We start from the raw sequence: 20,066 nt of genomic DNA on the forward strand, positions 1-20,066 counted from the left end.
TGGGGCGGACGTCGATGCAGCCGAGCATCGCAGCCGGAAAGGGAAAAAGCGGGTTGCCTGTTTGAGCGAAGCGAGTTTGCAACCCGCCCCTTTCCGGCGAGAAGCGCAGGGGAGCCCGGCGTAGCCGGGCCAAATCGTGGGCCGCCCCAGGCCGTACCCACCCCGGAACCGGCACCCACATCGCAAGCCTCGTCACAGGGCCGTTTCCCTGTGCCGCCGACCTCCCGCCAAAGCGCGATGAATCTTTTTTGAGGGTGCCCCCCAAGCCTGCCCCGAAAATGGCACCGATACTCGCGCCTAGGCAAAGGGGAATCACCCCGTGGTGGACGAGCCTCGATTTCGCTTCGCTGCAGGCCGGCCGCGCGGCTTGCTGCTGCTGGCGGTGGTTTTGGCGGCGGCTTTCCTGGCCGCCGGTTTGGTAGCGGCCTTCGGCGCCGCCGGCTTCTTCCTGGCAGCGGGCTGGGCGGCGGCGGTCGGCTTACCCGTCGTCGGCTTACCCGTCGGCGCGCCCGTCCAGCGCAGGTGCTCGCCGTGGTAAGGCACCAGCAAGGGCTCGGCCTTCGGGTCCTCGGCAGCCAGCCACACGCTCTGATCCCCCACCCAGCGCCCTTGCTCCACTTCATGGACGAAGTCCGCCAGCAGCCGCGCCGTGAGCTCCGGCACCTCCAGCGTGAAGGCATGGGCCATCTTCGGCACGATCACCAGCTTCGAACCGGGAATCGCCAGGCGGATCAGATCATGCAGATGTCGCGGCGTGAGCGAATCGAATTCGGCGTTGAGAATCAGCGTCGGGCAGCGCACCCCGGCGAGCTTCGGCGTGATGCTCTCGAACTCCGCCAACGACTCCATCAGGTTCTGGATGCCGAACAGCTCATTGCTCGCCACCCCCACCCGCTTGATCACCTCGATGAGGTTCTGGTTCTGCCCCATCCACGTATTGGTGAAATTCAGCGGCATCAGCAGATCCAGATAGAACTCGAAGCCCACCCGGGCCATGCCGATGTAGAGATTGCGCGCATGCCCGGTGAGCTGCGGGTCCAGTTCGCTGAAGGTGCTGGCCGGAATCAGCCCGGCCAGGGCATCCGGGTACAGATGGGCGTACTTCAACGCCACCACGCCGCCGAAGGAAATCCCCATCACATACGGGTTCTCGATCGCCAGATGCTCATGCAGGGCCTTCAGCATCACCGCATGGTCATCGAAGCTCACCCCCAGGATCGGCTTGGAGGATGCGCCCTGGCCGATCATGTCGTAGCTCAGCACCCGGCAGCCCAGCTCCGGCAAGCGCTTGAAGTAGGGCGCCCAGTGCGAGGTGCGCATGGACAGCCCGTTGACCAGGGTGATCACCGGCTGGCCGGGTTCCCCGTAGAGTTCGTAGTGGATATCGCGGTTGTCGAATCGGAATATCGGCATGGCTCCGCGCCCCCTCAGTAGCTCGCCACGCTCTGCTCCAGCGAGCAAAGCGTCGTGAGCAGACGATCGAACAGGGCATCGACGATGATCCGCTGCTCATTGATGATGCGCTCCTTCTCCGCATGCTCCAGGCCGACGTCCACACCCTTGAGCAGCCGGATCTGAGTCTGGATCTGGCGGCCGTTCTCCTCCTCGATATCCCGCAGCGCCGACAGGAACGGCGTCTCCAGCGGCAGGGCAGCGGGCAGCAGGGGCAGCAGGCGCATGTCCGACATGAAGGCGTGAGAGAGCGCCAGGTAGCGGTAGAAGTCGGCGTTCAACTCGAAGAAGCCGGTAAGGTAACGGCTCGCATCCGTCTCCTGCCACACGGACAGGCTCAGATTGGTCGCATCCATGTAGACGAAGGGGTTGGTGCTCCAACTGGTGGCCTTGCCCAGCAGGGTGGAGAGCTCGATTTCCTTGAAGTACTGATTGTGCAGGTACTTGTAAGGCATCCAGTCCAGCGGCTGCAGCTCCACCTTGGCGAGGATCGCCGCATTGATGCCCTTCACCGCCTGCAGGAACAGGCAGATGCGGGTCTGCTCGTCGGGGCCAACTTCGTTGTTGGAAAACCAGGCCTTCGCCTGCTTGCGAATCTCTCTGGACGCTACGGACATCCCTAGCCTCGCTTGTTATGGTTATGGTCGGTACAGCGCAGACATCATAGCCCTTCCAGGCGACGAGCAGGAGGCCCGAATGACGGATCAGAGCGAGCGGCAGGGCGAGGAACGTCGGGAAAGGCTCCAGCAACTGCTGCGCGAACGCTGGCCCGATACCCAGGAGCGCGTCTGGCTCGGTCAATTTCTGGATCGTTATTATCGCGGGGTCGCCCCCGAAGACCTGGCCCAGCGCCCGCTGGACGATCTCTACGGCGCCGCCGTCTCTCATTGGAAGCTGTTCACCCGGCAGAAACCGGGCAGCCCCCGCATCCACGCCTTCAACCCGGTCCCCGAGCAGCACGGCTGGGAATCCGCCCACAGCATCGTCCAGATCGTCACCGACGATATGCCCTTTCTGGTGGATTCGGTGGCCATGGCGCTGAGCCGGCTCAACCTCACCATTCATCTGATCATCCATCCGGTGATGAGCGCGGCCCGCAACGGCCGGGGCGAGCTGCGAGGCGTGGAAGGCGGCGAAGAGCGCGACTCCTGCATGCACTTCGAGGTGGACCAGCAAGCCGAGGAAGCCCTGCGCGGCATCGAACGGGAAATTGTCCGGGCCTTGAACGATGTGCGCGCGGCGGTAGAAGACTGGCAGCCCATGAACGCGCAGCTCGGTCGCTGCATTACCCAGCTCAAGCGGCAGATTCCGCAAAGCGTGCGCGAGCAGCTCGACGAGGACGTGGCCTTCCTGGAATGGCTCAAGGAGGACCACTTCACGTTCCTCGGCTACCGCCGCTACGAGCTCGTCACCCGTCGAGGCGAGCGCCAGCTCCGGGCCGTGGCCGATTCGGGCCTGGGCATCCTGCGCCACGTGGACGGCCAGCCCCGCTCCAGAAGCTTCTCCGCCCTGCCCGAGGAAGTGCAGCGGGAAGCCCTGATGCCGCGACCGCTGATCGTCACCAAATCCAACTCCCGCGCCACGGTGCACCGGCCGGGTTACATGGACTACGTGGGCATCAAACGCTTCAACCAGCGCGGCGAGGTCATCGGCGAGCACCGTTTCCTGGGGCTCTACACCTCCGCCGCCTATAACCTCAACCCGCGCCACATCCCGCTGCTGCGGCGCAAGATCGACCAGGTGCTGGAACAGGCCGCCTTGCCACCGCGCAGCCACGCCGGCAAGGCGCTGATCAACATCCTGGAAACCTTCCCCCGCGATGAGCTGTTCCAGATCGAGCCCACGGAGCTGCACCGCATCGCCCTGGGCATCCTGCACCTGCAGGAGCGCGCCAAGGTGCGGCTGTTTCTGCGGGTGGATCCGTACCGGCGCTTCGTCTCCTGCCTGGTCTACGCACCGCGGGAGCGCTACGGCACGGAAGTGCGCCGCCGCATGCAGGCCATTTTGCAGCACGCCTTCGCCGGTGAGCAGGCAGAGTTCAGCGTGCAGCTGGCCGAATCCCTGCTCGCCCGCATTCATTTCATCATCCGCCTGGGCGATCAGGGCCTGCCCGAGGTGGACCTGGATGCGCTGGAGCAGGAACTGGCCGCCACCACCCGCTCCTGGCGAGACGATCTGCACCGCGCGCTGCTGGACTACTACGGCGAGGAGCGGGGCAACCGTCTTTATCGCCGCTACGGCGAGGCCTACAGCGCCGCTTACCAGGAGGACACCCAGCCGCGCGTGGCCGCCCATGATCTGGAGCGACTGGAGGCGCTGAGCCCCGAACGCCCCCTGGGCCTGAGCCTGTACCGCCCGCTGGAGGCGAGTGGCGCGGAGCTGCGCCTGAAGCTGCTCCACCACGGCGAGCCGGTGTCCCTGTCCGCCGTGCTGCCCATGCTGGAGAACATGGGCCTGGAGGTCATCGACGAGCGCCCCTACGAGGTGAACCCCAGCGGCGCGCCGGCGCGCTGGGTGCACGATTTCGGCCTGCGCCACGCCGGGGGCGAGCTGGATACCGAGGAGCTGCGCGAGATCTTCCAGGATGCCCTGGCCGCCACCTGGCGCGGCGATGCGGAGAACGACGGTTTTCACCGCCTGGTGCTGGCGGCCCGCCTGGGCTGGCGGGAGATCCTCATCCTGCGCGCCTACAGCAAGTACCTGCGCCAGGCCGGCACCACCTTCAGCCAGAAGTACTTCGAGGCCACCCTGGCGGCCTGGCCCGAGATCGCCCGGCTGCTGGTGCGCCTGTTCCACGCCCGCCTGGACCCGAAGCGGGCCGACGAGAAACGCGCCGCGCAACTGGTCACGCAAGTCGAAGAGGCCCTCAACGAGGTGCCCAGCCTGGACCAGGACCGCATCCTGCGCCGCTTCCTCGCCGCCATCCAGGCGACCCTGCGCAGCAATTTCTTCCAGACCCGCCAGGGCGCCGACAAGCCCTACATGTCGCTGAAGCTGCGCCCGGCGCAGATCCCCGGCGTCCCCCGTCCGCACCCGGCCTACGAGATCTTCGTCTACTCGCCCCGGGTGGAGGGCGTGCATCTGCGCGGCGGCAAGGTCGCCCGGGGCGGCCTGCGCTGGTCCGACCGGCCCGAGGATTACCGCACCGAGGTGCTGGGCCTGATGAAGGCGCAGATGGTGAAGAACGCCGTCATCGTCCCCGTGGGCGCCAAGGGCGGCTTCATCGTCAAGCAGCCCCCGGAGGAGCGCGAGGCGCGCATGCGCGAGGTGCGCGCCTGCTACCAGGACTTCATCCGCGGCCTGCTGGATGTCACCGACAACCTGGTGGACGGGCGCGTTGTCGCGCCCGAGCGCACCGTGCGTCACGACGAAGACGACCATTACCTGGTAGTCGCCGCCGACAAGGGCACCGCCAGCTTCTCGGACCTGGCCAACGAGGTGGCCGCCGAATACGGCTTCTGGCTGGGCGACGCCTTCGCCTCCGGCGGCTCCAGCGGCTACGACCACAAGGGCATGGGCATCACCGCCCGGGGCGCCTGGGAGGCGGTCAAGCGCCACTTCCGGGAACTGGGCAAGGACATTCAGCGCGAGCCCTTCACCGTGGTGGGCGTGGGCGACATGTCCGGCGATGTGTTCGGCAACGGCATGCTGCTCTCCGAGCAGACCCGCCTGGTCGCCGCCTTCGATCATCGCCACGTATTCATCGACCCGACCCCCGACCCGGCGGCAAGCTACGCGGAGCGCCAGCGCCTGTTCGCGCTGCCTCGCAGCAGTTGGGACGACTACGATCGCGACACGCTGAGCGCCGGCGGCCAGATCTACCCCCGCAGCGCCAAGCGCGTCAGCCTCTCCGAGCAAGCCCGCGCCGCGCTCGCCATCGAGGAGCGCGAACTCACCCCCAACGAACTCATCCACCGCATTCTCCAGGCCCCGGTGGAGCTGCTCTGGAACGGCGGCATCGGCACCTACGTCAAGGCCCGCTTCGAGAGCCACCTGGACGTGGGCGACAAGGCCAATGACCCGGTGCGGGTGGACGGGGCGCAGCTGCGCTGCCAGGTGCTGGGCGAGGGCGGCAACCTGGGCGTGACCCAGGCCGGGCGTATCGAATACGCCCTGCTTGGCGGGCGGGTGAACACCGACGCCATCGACAACGCCGGCGGCGTGGACACCTCGGACCACGAGGTGAACATCAAGATCATGCTGCAGAAGCCGATCGACGAAGGCGACCTCACCGTCAAGCAGCGCAACCGCCTGCTGGCGCGGATACAGGATGAAGTCGCCGCCCTGGTGCTGCAGAACAACTACCGCCAGACCCAGGCGCTGAGCCTGTGTGCCGCCCGGGCCCCGGAATTGCTCGACGAGCACAACCAGCTAATGCGCCTGCTGGAGCGCGAAGGGCTGCTCGATCGCGCCCTGGAGGGACTGCCCGGGGAGGAGCAGGTCAAGGAGCGGGCCTTGGCCGGCCAGGGCCTGACTCGCCCGGAGCTGGCCGTATTGCTGGCCTACGCCAAGATCTACCACTACGAGGAACTGCTGGGCAGCGAGCTGATCGGCGAGCCGCTGCTCGAAGAAGAGCTGCTGGACTACTTCCCCGGCCCGCTGCGCGAGAGCCAGCACGACGCCATCCTGGGCCACCGTCTGCGCGCGCCCATCATCGCCACCGAGGCCGCCAACCACATCGTCAACCGCATGGGTGCGAGCTTCATCCACCGGGTGCGCGAGCGCAGCGGCGCGGACACCGCCGATGTGGCCCGGGCCTGGATGGCGACCCGGGAGATCTTCGCCATCAAGCAATTGCGCGAGGCCGTGGACACCCTGGACAACCAGGTCCCCGCCGCGGTGCAAACCGAGATGCTGCTGCGCATAAACCGCCTGCACGAGCGCGGCAGTCACTGGCTGCTCACCAATCTGCCCCGGCCGATCCCGGTGAGCCATGCGGCGGAGGCCATGCGTGGGCCCGCCGCGCAGCTCGCCGTCTGGCTGGAGGATCTGCTCGCCGGCAGTGACCGCGCGGCGCTCGCGCAGCAGCGCGAGAAGCTGCGTGAACAGGGTGTGGAGGAGAATCTGGCCGGACGCATCGCCGACCTGGAAATGCTCTACACCGCGCTGGACATAAGCCGCATCAGCCGCGACCACGACTGCCCCCTGCGCGATGCCGCCCGGGTCTACCACCGCGCCGCCGAGGAGCTGGGCCTGTGCTGGCTGCGCGAGGCCGTAACCGGTTATCAGGCCTCCAGCCCCTGGGAGGAGCGCGCCCGCCAGGGCCTGGAGGACGAGTACTACATTCAACTGCGCCTGCTCGCCGCCCGGCTGCTGGCCGAACAGGCGCCGCTGCCCGATGAGCCCGGCCCCCTGCAGGACTGGGTGGCCGAGCGCATTCCCCGCAGCCAGCGCCTGGCCCAGACCCTGCACGAACTGTGCAACAGCCCGCAGCTGGACCTGGCCATGCTCGCCGTGGCGGTGCAGGAGCTCAACGCCGTGGTGCACACCGCCACCGCCGCACCCCAGCAGGAGAGCCCCCCATGAGCGCTATCACACTGCACCGCCAGAGCCGAGGCGAAGGTCCGGCGCTGGTCATCCTCCACGGACTGTACGGCTCCGGCCCCAACTGGAACCCCCAGGCGCGGCGCCTGCTCGATCGCTACCGCGTCATTCAGCCGGATCTACGCAACCATGGCCGCTCACCCCACGCCGAGCCCATGGACTACCCGGCCATGGCCGAGGACCTGCGGGCGCTGCTCGACGAGGAGGCGCTGGAGCAGGCCATCATCCTGGGCCACAGCATGGGCGGCAAGGCGGCCATGACCCTGGCCCTGCAGGCCCCCGAGCGGGTCCGCGCCCTGGTGGTGGCGGACATCGCTCCGGTGCCGTATCGCCACACCCAGGGGCATCGGCAGATCATCGACGCCCTGCTCGCACTGGACACCGCGGCGCTCAACAGCCGGGAGGAGGCCGACCAGGCCCTGGCCAACGCCATACCCGAAACCCTGGTCCGCCAGTTCCTGCTCACCAACCTCGTTCGGGGCGCCCAGGGCTACCACTGGCGTATTCCTCTGGCACGCCTGCGGGCGGCCCTGCCCAACATCGAGGGCTTCCCCGCGTTCGCCGAGCCATACCCCGGCCCGGCGCTGTTCATCCACGGCGGCGCCTCGGACTACCTCGCCCCCGAACACGAGGCGACGGTCCATCGGCTCTTTCCCCAGGCGCGGTTGGAAACCCTGGCCGGCGCCGGCCATTGGCTCCACGTGGAACAACCCGAAGTCTTCGCCGACGCGCTGGAGAGCTTCCTGCAGGAGCTTTGAGCTGCCTTGGACCCGACGCCGGGCGGTGGCTTTGCCGCCCCCCCTGCTCGTATAATGCACAGCAACAAAAGAACCCCATCGCAGATCTGTCTCCGGAGTAGCATTCATGGCCGACGACCTGCGCGACAGCGCGCTCGAGTATCACCGTTCCCCCACCCCCGGCAAGGTTCAGGTCGTCCCGACCAAGCCGCTGGCGAACCAGCGCGACCTGGCCCTGGCCTACTCCCCGGGCGTGGCCTACGCCTGCGAAGCCATCGCCGAGGACCCCTACCAGGCCTCCAACTACACCTCCCGGGGCAATCTGGTGGCGGTCATCACCAACGGCACCGCCGTGCTCGGCCTGGGCGCCATCGGCCCCCTGGCGGCCAAGCCGGTGATGGAAGGCAAGGGCGTGCTGTTCAAGAAGTTCTCGGGCATCGATGTGTTCGACATCGAGATCGACGAGCGGGACCCGGACAAGCTGGTGGACATCATCGCCGCCCTGGAGCCCACCTTCGGCGGCATCAACCTGGAAGACATCAAGGCGCCGGAATGCTTCGAGGTGGAGCGCAAGCTGCGTGAGCGGATGAACATCCCCGTGTTCCACGACGACCAGCACGGCACCGCCATCATCACCGCCGCCGCCGTGCTCAACGCCCTGCGCGTGGTGGGCAAGAACTGGGAAGACGTCACGCTGGTTTGCTCCGGCGCCGGCGCCGCCGCCATCGCCTGCCTGGACCTGCTGGTCAGCATGGGCATGCGCAAGGACCACATCACCGTCCTCGACTCCAAGGGCGTGGTACACAGCGGCCGCGACAAGCTCGATGAGCGCAAGGCCGGCTACGCCCGGGAGACGGAAGCCCGCACCCTGTGCGACGCCATCGAGGGCGCCGACATCTTCCTGGGCGTCTCCGGCCCCGGCGTGCTCAAGCCCGACATGGTCGCCAAGATGGCCGACAAGCCCATCATCATGGCGCTGGCCAACCCCACCCCCGAGATCCTCCCCGAGGAAGCCCTGGAGGTGCGCCCGGACGCCATCATCGCCACCGGCCGCTCGGACTACCCCAACCAGGTCAACAACGTCCTGTGCTTCCCCTTCATCTTCCGTGGCGCGCTGGACGTGGGCGCGACCAGCATCAACGAAGAGATGAAGCTCGCCGCGGTGAAAGCCATCGCCGATCTGGCCATGGCCGAGGCCAGCGACGTGGTAGTGGCGGCTTATGGCGGCAAGGCCACCCGCTTCGGCCCCGACTACCTGATCCCCAAGCCCTTCGACCCGCGGTTGATCACCCGCATCGCCCCGGCCGTGGCCCAGGCGGCGATGGACTCCGGCGTCGCCACCCGGCCCATCGAGGATTTCCACACCTACCGGCTGCGGCTCAACCAGTTCGTGTTCCAGTCCGGTCTGGTCATGAAGCCCATCTTCGAGCGCGCCCGCAGCGAGACCAAGCGGGTGGTGTACTCCGACGGCGAGGAGGACCGCATCCTGCAGGCCGTTCAGGCGCTGGTGGACGACAGCCTGGTGGAGCCGATCCTGATCGGCCGTCGTCGAGTGGTGGAAATGCGCATCAAGCGTCTGGGCCTGCGCCTGGAGGCGGGGCGCGACTTCGAGCTGGTGGACCCGGAGGACGATCCCCGCTATCGCGAATACTGGACGCTGTATCACAGCATCATGGAGCGCAAGGGCGTCACCCCGGCCCGGGCGCGGACCGTGGTGCGCACCCGCACCGGCGTCATCGCCGCGCTGATGGTGCGCCGAGGCGAGGCCGACGCCATGATCAGCGGCACCGTGGGCACCTTCCACCGTCAGCTGAAGCACATCGACGAGATCATCGGCCGACGTCCGGGCGTGCGCAACATCGCCGCCATGAACGTGCTGATCATGCCCAAGGGCACCTTCTTCCTCTGCGACACCTACGTCAATCACAACCCCAACGCCGAGGAGCTGGCGGAGATGACCGTGCTGGCCGCCGACGAGGTGCGCCGCTTCGGCATCACCCCCAAGGTCGCGCTGCTCTCCCACTCCAACTTCGGCAGCTCCGCCGCGCCCTCGGCGCAGAAGATGCGCGATGCGCTGACGCTGATCGAGGCGCGCGATCCCAGCCTGGAGGTGGAAGGCGAGATGCACGGCGACGCCGCGGTCAACGAGGCCCTGCGCCGGCGCATCCTCCCCAGCGCGCGGCTCTCCGGCCAGGCGAACCTGCTGATCCTGCCCGACCTGGACGCCGCCAACATCAGCTTCAACCTGGTGAAGGCCATCGGCGAGGGCGTCTCGGTGGGGCCGATCCTGCTGGGCACCGCCAAGCCCGCGCACATCATGACCAACTCCGCCACCGTGCGCAGCATCGTCAACATGAGTGCGCTGGCCAGCGTGGAGGCAAGCATGCTGGAGGCGGATGAGCAGTAAGCCGCAGCAGGGACCGGACACGTCCAGCGCCGTGCTGGGCGTGTTGCTGTGCAATCTGGGCACACCCGACGCCCCCACGCCCGCCGCCCTGCGCCGCTATCTGGGCGAGTTCCTGTGGGACCCGCGGGTGGTGGAAGCGCCTCGCCCGCTGTGGTGGCTGGTCCTGCACGGCATCATCCTGCGACTCCGGCCACGCCGCTCCGCGGCCAGCTATGCCGAAGTCTGGGGCGAGGACGGCTCCCCGCTGCTCAGCATCTCCCGACGCCAGACCCTGGCGGTGGAAGAGGCGCTGAACCGGCGCCTGAACCAGCCGGTGCGGGTGGCGCTCGGCATGCGCTACGGCCGCCCGGTCATTGACGAGGCGCTGCGCGAGCTGAAGATGAACGGCGCCGAGCGCATCGTCGTGCTGCCCCTCTACCCGCAGTATTCCGCCTCCACCAGCGCCTCGGTCTTCGATGCCGTGGCCAGGCATTACCTGGCCGAGCGGGAAGTGCCGCATCTGCGCTACGTGCGTGACTATCACGACGCGCCGGGCTACATCCGCGCGCTGGCCAACAGCGTGCGCGCCCACTGGGCCGCCCACGGCCGGGGCCAGCGCCTGCTGATGTCCTTCCACGGCATCCCCGCCGAGTACGCCACCCGCGGCGACCCCTACCCCCGGCACTGCGCCCGCACCGCCGAGTTGCTGGCCGCCGAGCTGGAGCTCGCCGAGCAGGACTGGCAACTGGTGTTCCAGTCCCGCTTCGGCCCCAGGGAATGGCTGCAGCCCTACTGCGACAAGACCCTGGAGGCGCTGCCCGGCGAAGGCATCAAACAGGTGGACGTGATCTGCCCCGGCTTCACCGCCGACTGCCTGGAGACCCTGGAAGAGATCGCCCTGAGCAACGCCGAGCTCTACCGCAAGGCCGGTGGCGAGCGGCTCAGCTACATCCCCGCGCTGAACGACGACGCCGAGCACATCGAATTCCTCTGCGGCCTGCTGCAGCAGGAACTGGGCCACTGGCTGAAAACACCCGCCTCCCCGTAGGCGCGGCACATGGCCGCTCCCACGGGGGAAGGCGCCGTCCGCGCAACCCAAGGAGGCCATTCCATGTCCCATGCCATCCGCGTACACCAGACCGGCGGCCCAGAGGTACTTAGCTGGGAAGAAGTCAGCGTCGGCGACCCGGGGCCGGGCGAGGCGCGTATCCGCCACACCGCCGTGGGCCTGAACTTCATCGATGTGTACTTCCGCACCGGGCTCTACCCCCACGCGCTGCCCTTCACCCCGGGCCTCGAGGGCGCGGGCGTGGTGGAGGCCGTGGGCGAGGGTGTCACCGAAGTCAGCCCCGGCGACCGGGTAGCCTATGCCGGCGGCGCGCTGGGCGCCTATGCGCAAAGCCGCCTGATCGAAGCCGACCGGCTGCTGCGCCTGCCCGCGGGCATCAGCGACGAGACCGGCGCGGCCATGATGCTCAAGGGCATGACCGCCCAGTACCTGCTGCGGCGCAGCTACCGGGTGCAGCCGGGCGATACCCTCCTGGTTCATGCCGCCTCCGGCGGGGTGGGCAGCCTGCTCTGCCAATGGGGCAAGCACCTGGGTGCCACGGTCATCGGCACGGTGGGCAGCGAGGAGAAGGGCGAACGGGCCCGCCGACTGGGCGCGACGCACACCATCGATTACAGCCGTGAAGACTTCGTCGAGCGGGTACGCGAACTCACCGGCGGTGCGGGTGTGCACGCGGTCTACGATTCCGTGGGCCAGGCCACCTTCCTGAAATCCCTGGACTGCCTGCGCCCCCTGGGCACGCTGGTGAGCTTCGGTCAGAGCTCCGGCCCGGTGGCGCCGTTGGACCTGGGGCTGTTGGTGCAGAAGGGCTCGCTGTTCCTCACCCGGCCGACCCTGTTCCACTACACCGCCAGCCGGGAAGACCTGCTGCACACCGCCCGGGAGTTGTTCCAGGTGGTGGAGCAGGGCGCCGTGCACATCGAGATCGGCCAGCGCTTTCCCTTGCAGGAGGCCGCCGAGGCCCACAGGGCGCTGGAAGGCCGGCGAACCACCGGCTCCACTGTGCTGACGGTGGGCTGAGCCACCTTGGCGCTGCTGACCCTCTTCACGGTGGCCTTTCTCGCGGCCACCTTGCTACCGCTCTACTCGGAGTTCATGCTCGCGGGCTTGATCCTGCAGGGCTACGAGCCCTTGGCGGTGTGGGCCACGGCGACGGCCGGCAACACCCTGGGCTCGGCGGTGAACTGGGCACTGGGCCGCTACCTGCTGCATTACCAGGACCGGCGCTGGTTCCCGGTAAAGCAGAAGAGCCTCGCGAAGAGCCAGGCCTGGTTCCAGCGCTGGGGGGTGTGGTCGCTGCTGCTCGCCTGGCTGCCGGTGGGCGGCGACCCCCTCACCCTGGTCGCCGGCGTAATGCGCGTGAACTTCTGGCTGTTCCTGCTGCTGGTGGCCGCGGGCAAAGCCGCGCGATACGCCTTCGTGATCTATGCGGCCGGGTTCCTGTAGGCGCGGCTCATGGCCGCGCCTGGGGGAGGCTCGGGGCCGTGTCGCCGGCCAACTCATCCAGCTCCGCGGGGCGCACACCGCCGGTGGCCAGGCTCAGGGCCCGGTAGTACGCTTCACGGGCCCGCTCCGGCTCACCCATGGCCTCGCGCAGCTCCCCGAGCAGACGCAGGGTGGCCGCGGTGGGACGCCGTGAGGCAGCGGCTTCCAGATAATCCCGCGCCCGGCCCCAGAGCTTGCTCCGCAGCGCCAGCCGACCCGCCGCCTCCAGCAAGCCGACATCCTCGCTGCGCTCCTTGAGCCACTTTTCCACCTGCGCATAGGCCGGCTCCACCGCCTCACCATTCAGCTCCCCGTACTCGGCGAGCAGGCGCTCATCCCAATCCCGCACCAGCTTCGCCCGCAACAGGCGTTCCGCTTCCACGTCCCGCTGCTGCATGCGCAGCCCGTGGGTGTAAGCCAGCCAGGCCTCGGGCACTTCCCGCAAGCCCCGGCTCGCCCCAGCCCAGCTACGGTCCAGGCTCTTCGCCCCCTCGGAGGTGGCCGCGCGCAATCGCCTACGCAGGATGTCCAGCTCCAGCGCGTCCAACCGGGGCCGTTCCAGCACCCGGCGCTTGCGCAATTCGGGCAGCAGCTGCTCGACGCGCCGCCAGTCATCGAGCTTCTCGCAGGCACGCAGCAGCAGCTCCAGCACCCGGCTGTTGTGAGGGGCACGCTCCTGCAGGTAACTCAAGCTCGCCAGGGCCTGCTCCCACTGCCGCGCTTCGATCTGCAGCTGTGCCTGCAACAGCCCCACCGCCGTGCGCGCCCGGCGACTGGTGCGATCGGCCTGGGCCAGGTACTTGTCACGGTCGGCATAGGAGCCGCGGCGCTGGGCGGCCACCGCCGCGGCCAGATAATGCAGCAGGGGCGCATCGCTGCGGGCCACATCGCGCAGCAGCAGCTTCTCGGCATCCTCCGCGCCGCCTTCGGCCAGGCGAATCATGCCGCGGATCAGCTCACCGCGGGCACGCTCGCGGCGCCGCTCACCCCACCAGCCGCGCACCTGCGAGGGCGCGCCCCACAGCCCGCGCAGCAGGTGCCAGGCCAGCCACAGCAGCCAGACGCCAAGCAGGGTGGCGAGCACGAAGACGAACAGGCTCATCTCCAGGTTCCAGCCGCCGGCCTGGATGAACACATAGCCCCCTTGCTCGCGGAACCACAGGGCAGCGACAACGCTGAGGAGCAGAGCAAGCAGGACGAGAATCAGCTTTTTCATGCGGCCCCCTTAATCCTCGAAGAGTTTCAGGGGCTCGAGCAGCGGCGCAATATCCGGCAGCTCCGGCGCCAGCTCCCGCCCAGCCAGCTCGGTGAGCGACTCCCGCGCCCGAACCACCCCCGGCGCGTCGGCGTCATACCAGGTGGCGAGCCATTCGGCGGCATCGACCAGCGCATCGCGATACAGCGCGGCATCGTCCCGGTGCAAGGCCAGGCGCGCCGTCTCCAGCCGCAGGGTGAGGTTCTGTCGCAGGAAGTACCGCTGCTCCGGGGCGACCAGGGGCAGCACGCCATCGTCCCGGCGCACCACCACCAGCTCGCCGAGGCTGTCGGTGAAGCGCCCCCAGGCCTCGTCCAGGCGGGCGCGCCAACCCTCGGCGGGCAGGTTCACGGCAGCCTCCCGGGGCTCGGCGGCGGCGGTTTCCCGCAAGCGCTCGGCGGCCAGGGGCAGCTGGGGCACCTGGTCGATCAGGCCGTTCAGAGCCTGATCGAGGCGGGCACGGTCCTGCTGCTCCACTTCCAGCAGGCGGTTGACCGCATCGCGCACCGCACGGCGCTGCACCAGCGCCTCGGTGCCCAGTTGTGCCAGCAGCCGGTCAGCGGCCTGCAGCGCGGCGAGCGCCGTATCCACATCCGCCTGAAAATTGAGCCGATAGACCGCGATCTGGGCGAGATAAGCGGCCTCGGAGCGCATCCACTCATCGCGACTGGTCTGTGCCAGGCGCCCTACCTGGTCCAGTCGGCGTCGCAGTTCCTGCTGGCCGGCGGCCAGCTCGGTGAGCAAGCGCTCGGCTTCGGCCTGCTTCTGCTCGGCTTCGACGCGCAGGCTGCCCAGGGCGTTTTCCAGGGCCGCTTCCCGTTGGACCAGCCGCGCTTCCAGGGCATCCAGGCGAGTGTCCGTGACGCTGGTGTCGGTGGCCGCGCGCAGTTGCTGCCACAGCCAGTAGCCGCCGGCGACCCCGGCCAGCCCCACCAGCAGGCTCAGGATCAAGGCCAGCCAGGCAATACCTGTACCGCGCGATGCAGGCGGCTTTGCGGTTGGGGCGGCCTTGCTCGGCGCCTTGGCCGGGGAAGACGGAGCCGGGCCCGGGGGGGCATCTTTGCTCGGCGCGGTTCGGGTGTCGGCGGGCTTGTCGGCGCCGGCCCGCGCCTCGCTGGCGGCCGGCTTCTGTCCGGCCGCCTTGGCGGTTTTCGCTCGAGTGCCGGCGCCCTTGGCCTGATCCGCGTTGGGTTTGTCCGCCTTGGAGCCGGGATTCTTGTTCTGTTCGTCGCTCATCTGCGCCATGCCTGTGCCAAATGAATGATTGCGTCCAGTACCTGGGCGTCGTCCGTGCCCTCGCTGACCCGTATCGGCCCGCGCAGCCCCCGCTTCCGGGCCGCCTCGGCAAGGCGCGGGCTCAGCACCACCAGGGCCAGCGCTTGAAGTGGCGCCTCACCCAGCAAGTCCAGCAGATGATCCAGCGCCGCGCCACTGCTCAGGGTCATCACCCGGATACGCCTCGCGGCCAGCGCGGCGCGTACCGGGGCCGGATCCACTCGGGGCGGCATCCGCGTGTAAACGTCGGCGATATCCAGCCGCTCACCGCGAGTCGCCAGGCCTTCGGGCAGTATGCGCCGCCCGCCTTCACCACGAAACAGCAGCAGCCGCTGAGCCCGCAGATCGGCCAGGGCGGGCTCGGCAAGCAGGCCGGCGCCGCTGGCCTCCCCCTTCGGGACCAGGTCCACCGCCACCCCGGCGGCCTCCAGGGCACGGGCGGTACCCGGCCCCACGGCGGCGACCCGGGTGTGTTCCGCGCGCTGAATCCCCCGCTCCGCCAGGGCGCGCAAGCCATGCTCCACCGCGTTCGGGCTGGTGAAGAACCACCAGTCGGCCTGGGCGGCGGCCCGCAGTGCCGCCTCCAGTTCAGATGTGGCCGGTGTGGGCGCGATCTCAATGCCGGGCAGGGCCCAGACTTCGCCGCCGGCACCGGCCACCAGTTCACACAGGGGGCCGGCCTGGGCCGCGGGCCGGGTTACCAGCACCCCCACACCGGCGAGGCTCACCGGTGCATGGCCTCGGCGTCGAACAGATCATCGAGGATGGCACGGGCACCGCGCGCGAGCAGATCATCCGCCAGGGCACGGCCCAGTTGCTCGGCCTCGCTCGCCGGGCCGCGAATCTCGCCGCGCACGATTTCCTCCCCGCCGGGGCGGCCCACCAGGCCGCGCAGCCAGAGTTGATCGCCTTCCAGCAGGGCGTAGGAGCCGATGGGCACCTGGCAGGAGCCCTGCAGGCGGCCGTTCATGGCGCGCTCGGCGCGCAGGCGGGCGTGGGTGGCCGGGTCGTCCAGGGGCGCGATCAGCGCGTTTACCCGCGCGTCGTCGGTGCGACACTCGATACCCAACGCCCCCTGGCCCACCGCCGGCAGGCTTTCCTCCGGGGGCATTACATAGCGGATCCGCGACTGCAGCTCCAGGCGCTTGAGGCCGGCGGCGGCGAGGATGATGGCGGCGTATTCCCCCGCATCCAGCTTCGCCAGGCGGGTGTTGACGTTGCCCCGCAGCAGGCGAATCTGCAGATCCGGGCGCCTGGCCTTGACCTGGCACTGGCGGCGCAGACTGGCGGTGCCCAGCACCGCCCCGTGGGGCAGTTCATCGAAATGTTCATAGTCGTTGGAAACGAAGGCGTCGCAGGGGTCTTCGCGTGCCATGATCACCGGCAGGTGCAGGCCTTCGGGAAAGGTCACCGGCACGTCCTTCATGGAATGCACGGCGATGTCGGCGCGGCCGTCCATCAGGCCGTTCTCCAGCTCCTTGACGAACAGGGCCTTGCCGCCGATCTTCGCCAGCGGCGCATCCAGCACCCGGTCACCCTTGGTGCTCATGCCCACCAGTTCCACCCGCAACCCCGGGTGATGGCGGCGCAGCTCGGCGGCGACATGCTCGGCCTGCCAGACGGCGAGCGGGCTCTTGCGGGTGGCTATGCGGATCAGATCGTCGGCCATGGGCTCCCTACCGGTGCGTGTACAAGCCCTAAGCATGCCATGGCGGCGCGGGGAATTCAGTCAGACACGGCCGACAGACGCGTAGTGGGCGGCTGCTTTCTCGGCCGAGACCCGGGGGGCATTGGTCCGTGCCCCCTAGAAGCTGGAACCGGGCTGCTGCAGGAAGGCCAGCTCCTCCGCCGTGGACTCCCGCCCCAGGATGGCGTTGCGGTGTGGGTAGCGGCCGAAGCGGTCGATGATCGCCTTGTGCTGCAGCTCGAAGTCGTAGTTGTACTCCAGGCCGGGTTCACGATAAAGACGCTCGGCCCACACGTGCATGGCCGCCGATTCGCTGTGCATGAAAGGCATGTAGAGAAAGGCACGCTGATCGGTGCTCAGCGCCTCCTGGACATTCCCCAGCACCGCCTCCTGGGCCAGCGCCAGGGCCATGGGGTCCTGGGCGAAGGCGGCCGGGGTGTCGCGGTGGATATTGCGGGAGAACTGGTCCAACACCAGGATCTCGGCAAGCCGCCCCGTGGGCGTGGTACGCCAATCATGAAGCTCGCCCGCGGCGGCACGTCGGAGCAGCGCGCCGAAACGCCGGGCGATCTCGGCATCCAGGGCCTCGTCCTTGGCCCACCATTGGGCGGGGTCGAGCTCCTCGAACCAGAATCGCAGCACCTGATCGGGCTGATGCGGCATGGTGGCTCCTCCGGTTAGCCGAGATCCGGGCACAAGCCCTTGGGGAGACACTGATCACCTCGAAACTGACATCCGCACGACCGCCAACCACGAAGGTAGCCTGGACCTCAAGCTGTCCACGGCTGTCGATGATCTGATCGTGCTCGCGGATCCAGGGATAGCGCGAAACCAACACCAGTGATCGTTTTTCGCCTATCCATTGCGACCATTCGTCCTTGTTGCGAAAGTCCGTCGTGTAATCAAAAAGTGCCACCTGGTAATTTCAGCGTCAACTCGGCGGTCTCCACGAAAATGTCGCAGGCTAAACGTTGTCCGCTGGGCCCGACTGCCGGGTCCCGGTCACGATGGCCATAGGCGCTTCGCCATCAAGCGGCCAGCGCCGAGGTCAGATCGGCGACGTAGCCCAGCCACATCAGCACCAGGAGTAGAAAGCCGCCGCCGAAGGCGATGAAACGGTGCAGCACTCGGTTGTAGCTGCAGTGGATGAGGCTGTGGGCGATGCGCGAGAGCACGAACAGCCAGGCGCCGGTGACCAGCCAGGCGGGCACATGCCCCAGGGCCACGGCCAGGCTTGCCAGCGCATAGAACAGCACGGGCACTTCGAACAGGTTACGGAAATTGTCCGCCGCGCGGGTGTCTTCCATGTGCGCGGCCATCTGCCCGGAGGTCGCCAGCTTCTGCGGGTGCAGCCGCTTGGCGCGCGCCTCCCGCGCCCGGCTCCAGAGCATGCGCAAGGCCACGGCGAAGGTGAGCAGCACCAACACCAGGCAGGTGCTGAGCAGTTGCGCCACATTGGCGACGAGCAGAGCGTTGTCCATCTTGCTGTTCCTTGTTGGCGGATCAGGCCGGCGACAAGTATAGCGGCAAACCCACCGCCTCCTCGGGACGCAAACCCCGGCGCGTAATCCGTTTCACCATCAGCTCTCGACCCTGGACGTTTCGGGAGACGCTGACCAATACCCCTGGAGCCTTCGCGGCAGCCCGTGCCGCGAAGGCTCCTGAGACATCACACCTGGCTCGACACCTGTCGGGGCGCGAGCAGCGCCACCAGTACCGCCACCAGCGTCGAGGCAATCAAGGCCCCGGCGAAGGGCGCCAGCGTGGGAATGCCGCCCGGGAAACTCGCCGCCTGCAGACCAGCCCACAGGCTGCCGCCGGCGACCCAGCCCGGCAGCACCGCGCCCAGCAAGCCGGCCAAGCCCCCGGCCACGGCGGCCGCCGGACGCATGCGCCGCCAAAGCCCCATCAGCACCGGCACCACGGCGGTGGCGCAGAGCAGGTCCGCGATCAGGAACAGGCGCAGCACCGAGATACCCTGCAGGGCAATGAGCACCACCGGGATCATCACCAGCAGGGTGATCCAGCGCGCCCCGCCCACGGTCAATCCGCGCGCTTCGGTCACGGCCAGGGAGGCGATGGCGTTCTGCAGGGTATCCACCGAAGAGGCCACCAGGGTCACCGCCAGCACCAGCACCGCCACCACCAACCAGGGCGCGGCACCGCCCAGGGCGGCGAAGAAGGGCAGCGGCGGCTGCCCGAGTTTCAGCCCGGCCATGGCCGCCAGCATGCCGATGCCCCCCACGGCCGCCACCGCCAGCACCGTGGTGACACCGCCCAGGACCGCGCCGCGCCCCAGCGCCCCGCCATCCCGCGCCGCCCACAGGCGCTGCCAGTAACCCTGGTGAAACAGGTTCGCGGCGGTCACGGCGATCACCAGGGTGAAGGCCACGGCCAGCGCATCGCCCACCGGGGCCGACGGCATGACCGGCGCCGCGGGCAAATCCTTAAGCAATTGCAGGCTCGCCATCCCCACCAGCGCCAGCAACACGATCAGCAGCAGCCCCTGCCAGCGGTCCGTCACCAGGCTCGCCCGCAGGCCGCCCCAGGCGGTGTAGACCAGCGTGGTAAACGCCACCGCCAGCACCGCCGCGGCGGCGGGCAGATCCGAGAGCAGGGTGACGATCGCCCCCACGGCGGTGAGTTCGGCGGCGAGAAAGCACAACATGTACAGCGCCGAGATGAGCGCCACCCAGCGCCGCACGCCGCCGCCATAGCAGGCCTCGGCGAACTCGCCGATGCTGCGCCCCCGGGGCAGGTGGCGGCGGATCGCCGGCCCGCAGGCGGCGAAGACGATGAAGGGCAGGGCCGCGCCCAGGGCGTAGCCACCCAGCGCCACCGGGCCGACGAAGGCCGCGATTTCGGGTGGCGCGAACAGTATCCAGGCCCCCATGCCGGAGGCGAGGAACGACAAGCCCAGCGCGGAAGCCCCCTGGGAATCCCGGGCCAGCAGGTAATCATCCAGGCCGGCGGCCGGGCGTCGGGCGCGCAGGCCGATCCAGCCGAACAGCAGCAGGGCAGCGGCCAGGGCAATCAGGGGCGGGTACAGCACGTCCAGTCCTCGGTCTGCTTCAGAGTGGACCGGAGCGTACTACGTCCGCGCGCCAAGGGCAGCAGGGGGGGGGCGGGTCGAGTGCCGGCGTGTGGACTTCGGCTTTTACGTATACGGCGATCAT

Annotated in this window: 15 protein-coding genes; 6 read left to right on the forward strand and 9 right to left on the reverse strand. The window is 68.6% G+C overall.

The features are described 5' to 3' along the window. Window positions 1-312 precede the first annotated feature (312 nt). Both GBG68_RS11785 and GBG68_RS11790 read right to left on the reverse strand, forming a co-directional pair. Entirely contained in the window at window positions 313-1,413 is a 1,101-nt protein-coding gene (locus GBG68_RS11785; RefSeq protein ID WP_152147576.1) for an alpha/beta fold hydrolase, read from the reverse strand. Window positions 1,414-1,427: 14 nt separating this feature from the next. Further along, a complete protein-coding gene (locus GBG68_RS11790; RefSeq protein ID WP_152147578.1) occupies window positions 1,428-2,069 on the reverse strand; it encodes a hypothetical protein in 642 nt (213 codons plus the stop codon). A gap of 79 nt (window positions 2,070-2,148) precedes the next feature. Between GBG68_RS11790 and GBG68_RS11795 the strand changes: the two genes are divergently transcribed. From GBG68_RS11795 to GBG68_RS11820, 6 genes are all read left to right on the forward strand, one after another. Continuing rightward, complete coding sequence (locus GBG68_RS11795; protein ID WP_152147580.1) at window positions 2,149-6,978, forward strand: NAD-glutamate dehydrogenase; 4,830 nt, start codon at window positions 2,149-2,151, stop codon at window positions 6,976-6,978. Beyond that, the gene (locus tag GBG68_RS11800) at window positions 6,975-7,754 is read left to right on the forward strand and encodes an alpha/beta fold hydrolase (protein WP_152147582.1); all 780 of its coding nucleotides are present in this window, start codon (window positions 6,975-6,977) and stop codon (window positions 7,752-7,754) included. Before GBG68_RS11795 ends, GBG68_RS11800 begins: the two co-directional genes overlap by 4 nt. A 106-nt stretch (window positions 7,755-7,860) precedes the next feature. After that, window positions 7,861-10,140: an NADP-dependent malic enzyme gene (locus GBG68_RS11805; RefSeq protein WP_152147584.1), complete on the forward strand. Its 2,280-nt coding sequence runs from the start codon at window positions 7,861-7,863 to the stop codon at window positions 10,138-10,140. Further along, a complete protein-coding gene (gene hemH, locus GBG68_RS11810) occupies window positions 10,130-11,167 on the forward strand; it encodes a ferrochelatase (protein ID WP_152147586.1) in 1,038 nt (345 codons plus the stop codon). Before GBG68_RS11805 ends, hemH begins: the two co-directional genes overlap by 11 nt. 63 nt (window positions 11,168-11,230) lie before the next feature. After that, complete coding sequence (locus GBG68_RS11815) at window positions 11,231-12,208, forward strand: quinone oxidoreductase family protein (RefSeq protein ID WP_152147588.1); 978 nt, start codon at window positions 11,231-11,233, stop codon at window positions 12,206-12,208. 6 nt (window positions 12,209-12,214) lie between these two features. Continuing rightward, the gene (locus GBG68_RS11820) at window positions 12,215-12,634 is read left to right on the forward strand and encodes a YqaA family protein (RefSeq protein ID WP_226801787.1); all 420 of its coding nucleotides are present in this window, start codon (window positions 12,215-12,217) and stop codon (window positions 12,632-12,634) included. Window positions 12,635-12,641: 7 nt separating this feature from the next. Here GBG68_RS11820 and GBG68_RS11825 read toward each other — a convergent pair whose 3' ends face one another. From GBG68_RS11825 to GBG68_RS11855, 7 genes are all read right to left on the reverse strand, one after another. Next, window positions 12,642-13,889, reverse strand: coding sequence for a heme biosynthesis HemY N-terminal domain-containing protein (locus GBG68_RS11825; RefSeq protein ID WP_152147590.1), 1,248 nt, complete (start codon window positions 13,887-13,889; stop codon window positions 12,642-12,644). Window positions 13,890-13,898: 9 nt separating this feature from the next. Next, complete coding sequence (locus tag GBG68_RS11830) at window positions 13,899-15,164, reverse strand: uroporphyrinogen-III C-methyltransferase (protein WP_193222316.1); 1,266 nt, start codon at window positions 15,162-15,164, stop codon at window positions 13,899-13,901. After that, on the reverse strand, window positions 15,161-15,931 hold the full coding sequence (locus tag GBG68_RS11835; RefSeq protein ID WP_152147594.1) for a uroporphyrinogen-III synthase: 771 nt from the start codon (window positions 15,929-15,931) through the stop codon (window positions 15,161-15,163). The genes GBG68_RS11830 and GBG68_RS11835 overlap by 4 nt, the downstream gene beginning before the upstream one ends. After that, window positions 15,928-16,872, reverse strand: coding sequence for a hydroxymethylbilane synthase (gene hemC / locus GBG68_RS11840; RefSeq protein WP_152147596.1), 945 nt, complete (start codon window positions 16,870-16,872; stop codon window positions 15,928-15,930). Before hemC ends, GBG68_RS11835 begins: the two co-directional genes overlap by 4 nt. Window positions 16,873-17,007: 135 nt before the next feature. Beyond that, window positions 17,008-17,553 carry a DUF924 family protein gene (locus tag GBG68_RS11845; RefSeq protein ID WP_152147598.1) on the reverse strand — a complete coding sequence of 182 codons (546 nt, stop codon included), beginning with the start codon at window positions 17,551-17,553 and terminating at the stop codon, window positions 17,008-17,010. A 365-nt stretch (window positions 17,554-17,918) separates the two neighbouring features. Then, entirely contained in the window at window positions 17,919-18,371 is a 453-nt protein-coding gene (locus GBG68_RS11850) for an MAPEG family protein (RefSeq protein WP_152147600.1), read from the reverse strand. Window positions 18,372-18,559: 188 nt separating this feature from the next. Then, window positions 18,560-19,942: a sodium:solute symporter family transporter gene (locus tag GBG68_RS11855; RefSeq protein ID WP_152147602.1), complete on the reverse strand. Its 1,383-nt coding sequence runs from the start codon at window positions 19,940-19,942 to the stop codon at window positions 18,560-18,562. Window positions 19,943-20,066: the final 124 nt, after the last annotated feature.

The organism is Alkalilimnicola sp. S0819 (genome assembly GCF_009295635.1).
Taxonomy (GTDB): Bacteria; Pseudomonadota; Gammaproteobacteria; order Nitrococcales; family WHIW01; genus S0819.

Excerpts from the sequence above, each read along its gene's own strand:
- GBG68_RS11785 (WP_152147576.1), bottom strand. The coding sequence starts at position 1,413 with ATGCCGATATTCCGATTCGACAACCGCGATATCCACTACGAACTCTAC.
- GBG68_RS11790 (WP_152147578.1), bottom strand. The coding sequence starts at position 2,069 with ATGTCCGTAGCGTCCAGAGAGATTCGCAAGCAGGCGAAGGCCTGGTTT.
- GBG68_RS11795 (WP_152147580.1), top strand. The coding sequence starts at position 2,149 with ATGACGGATCAGAGCGAGCGGCAGGGCGAGGAACGTCGGGAAAGGCTC.
- GBG68_RS11800 (WP_152147582.1), top strand. The coding sequence starts at position 6,975 with ATGAGCGCTATCACACTGCACCGCCAGAGCCGAGGCGAAGGTCCGGCG.
- GBG68_RS11805 (WP_152147584.1), top strand. The coding sequence starts at position 7,861 with ATGGCCGACGACCTGCGCGACAGCGCGCTCGAGTATCACCGTTCCCCC.
- hemH (WP_152147586.1), top strand. The coding sequence starts at position 10,130 with ATGAGCAGTAAGCCGCAGCAGGGACCGGACACGTCCAGCGCCGTGCTG.
- GBG68_RS11815 (WP_152147588.1), top strand. The coding sequence starts at position 11,231 with ATGTCCCATGCCATCCGCGTACACCAGACCGGCGGCCCAGAGGTACTT.
- GBG68_RS11825 (WP_152147590.1), bottom strand. The coding sequence starts at position 13,889 with ATGAAAAAGCTGATTCTCGTCCTGCTTGCTCTGCTCCTCAGCGTTGTC.
- GBG68_RS11830 (WP_193222316.1), bottom strand. The coding sequence starts at position 15,164 with ATGAGCGACGAACAGAACAAGAATCCCGGCTCCAAGGCGGACAAACCC.
- hemC (WP_152147596.1), bottom strand. The coding sequence starts at position 16,872 with ATGGCCGACGATCTGATCCGCATAGCCACCCGCAAGAGCCCGCTCGCC.
- GBG68_RS11845 (WP_152147598.1), bottom strand. The coding sequence starts at position 17,553 with ATGCCGCATCAGCCCGATCAGGTGCTGCGATTCTGGTTCGAGGAGCTC.
- GBG68_RS11850 (WP_152147600.1), bottom strand. The coding sequence starts at position 18,371 with ATGGACAACGCTCTGCTCGTCGCCAATGTGGCGCAACTGCTCAGCACC.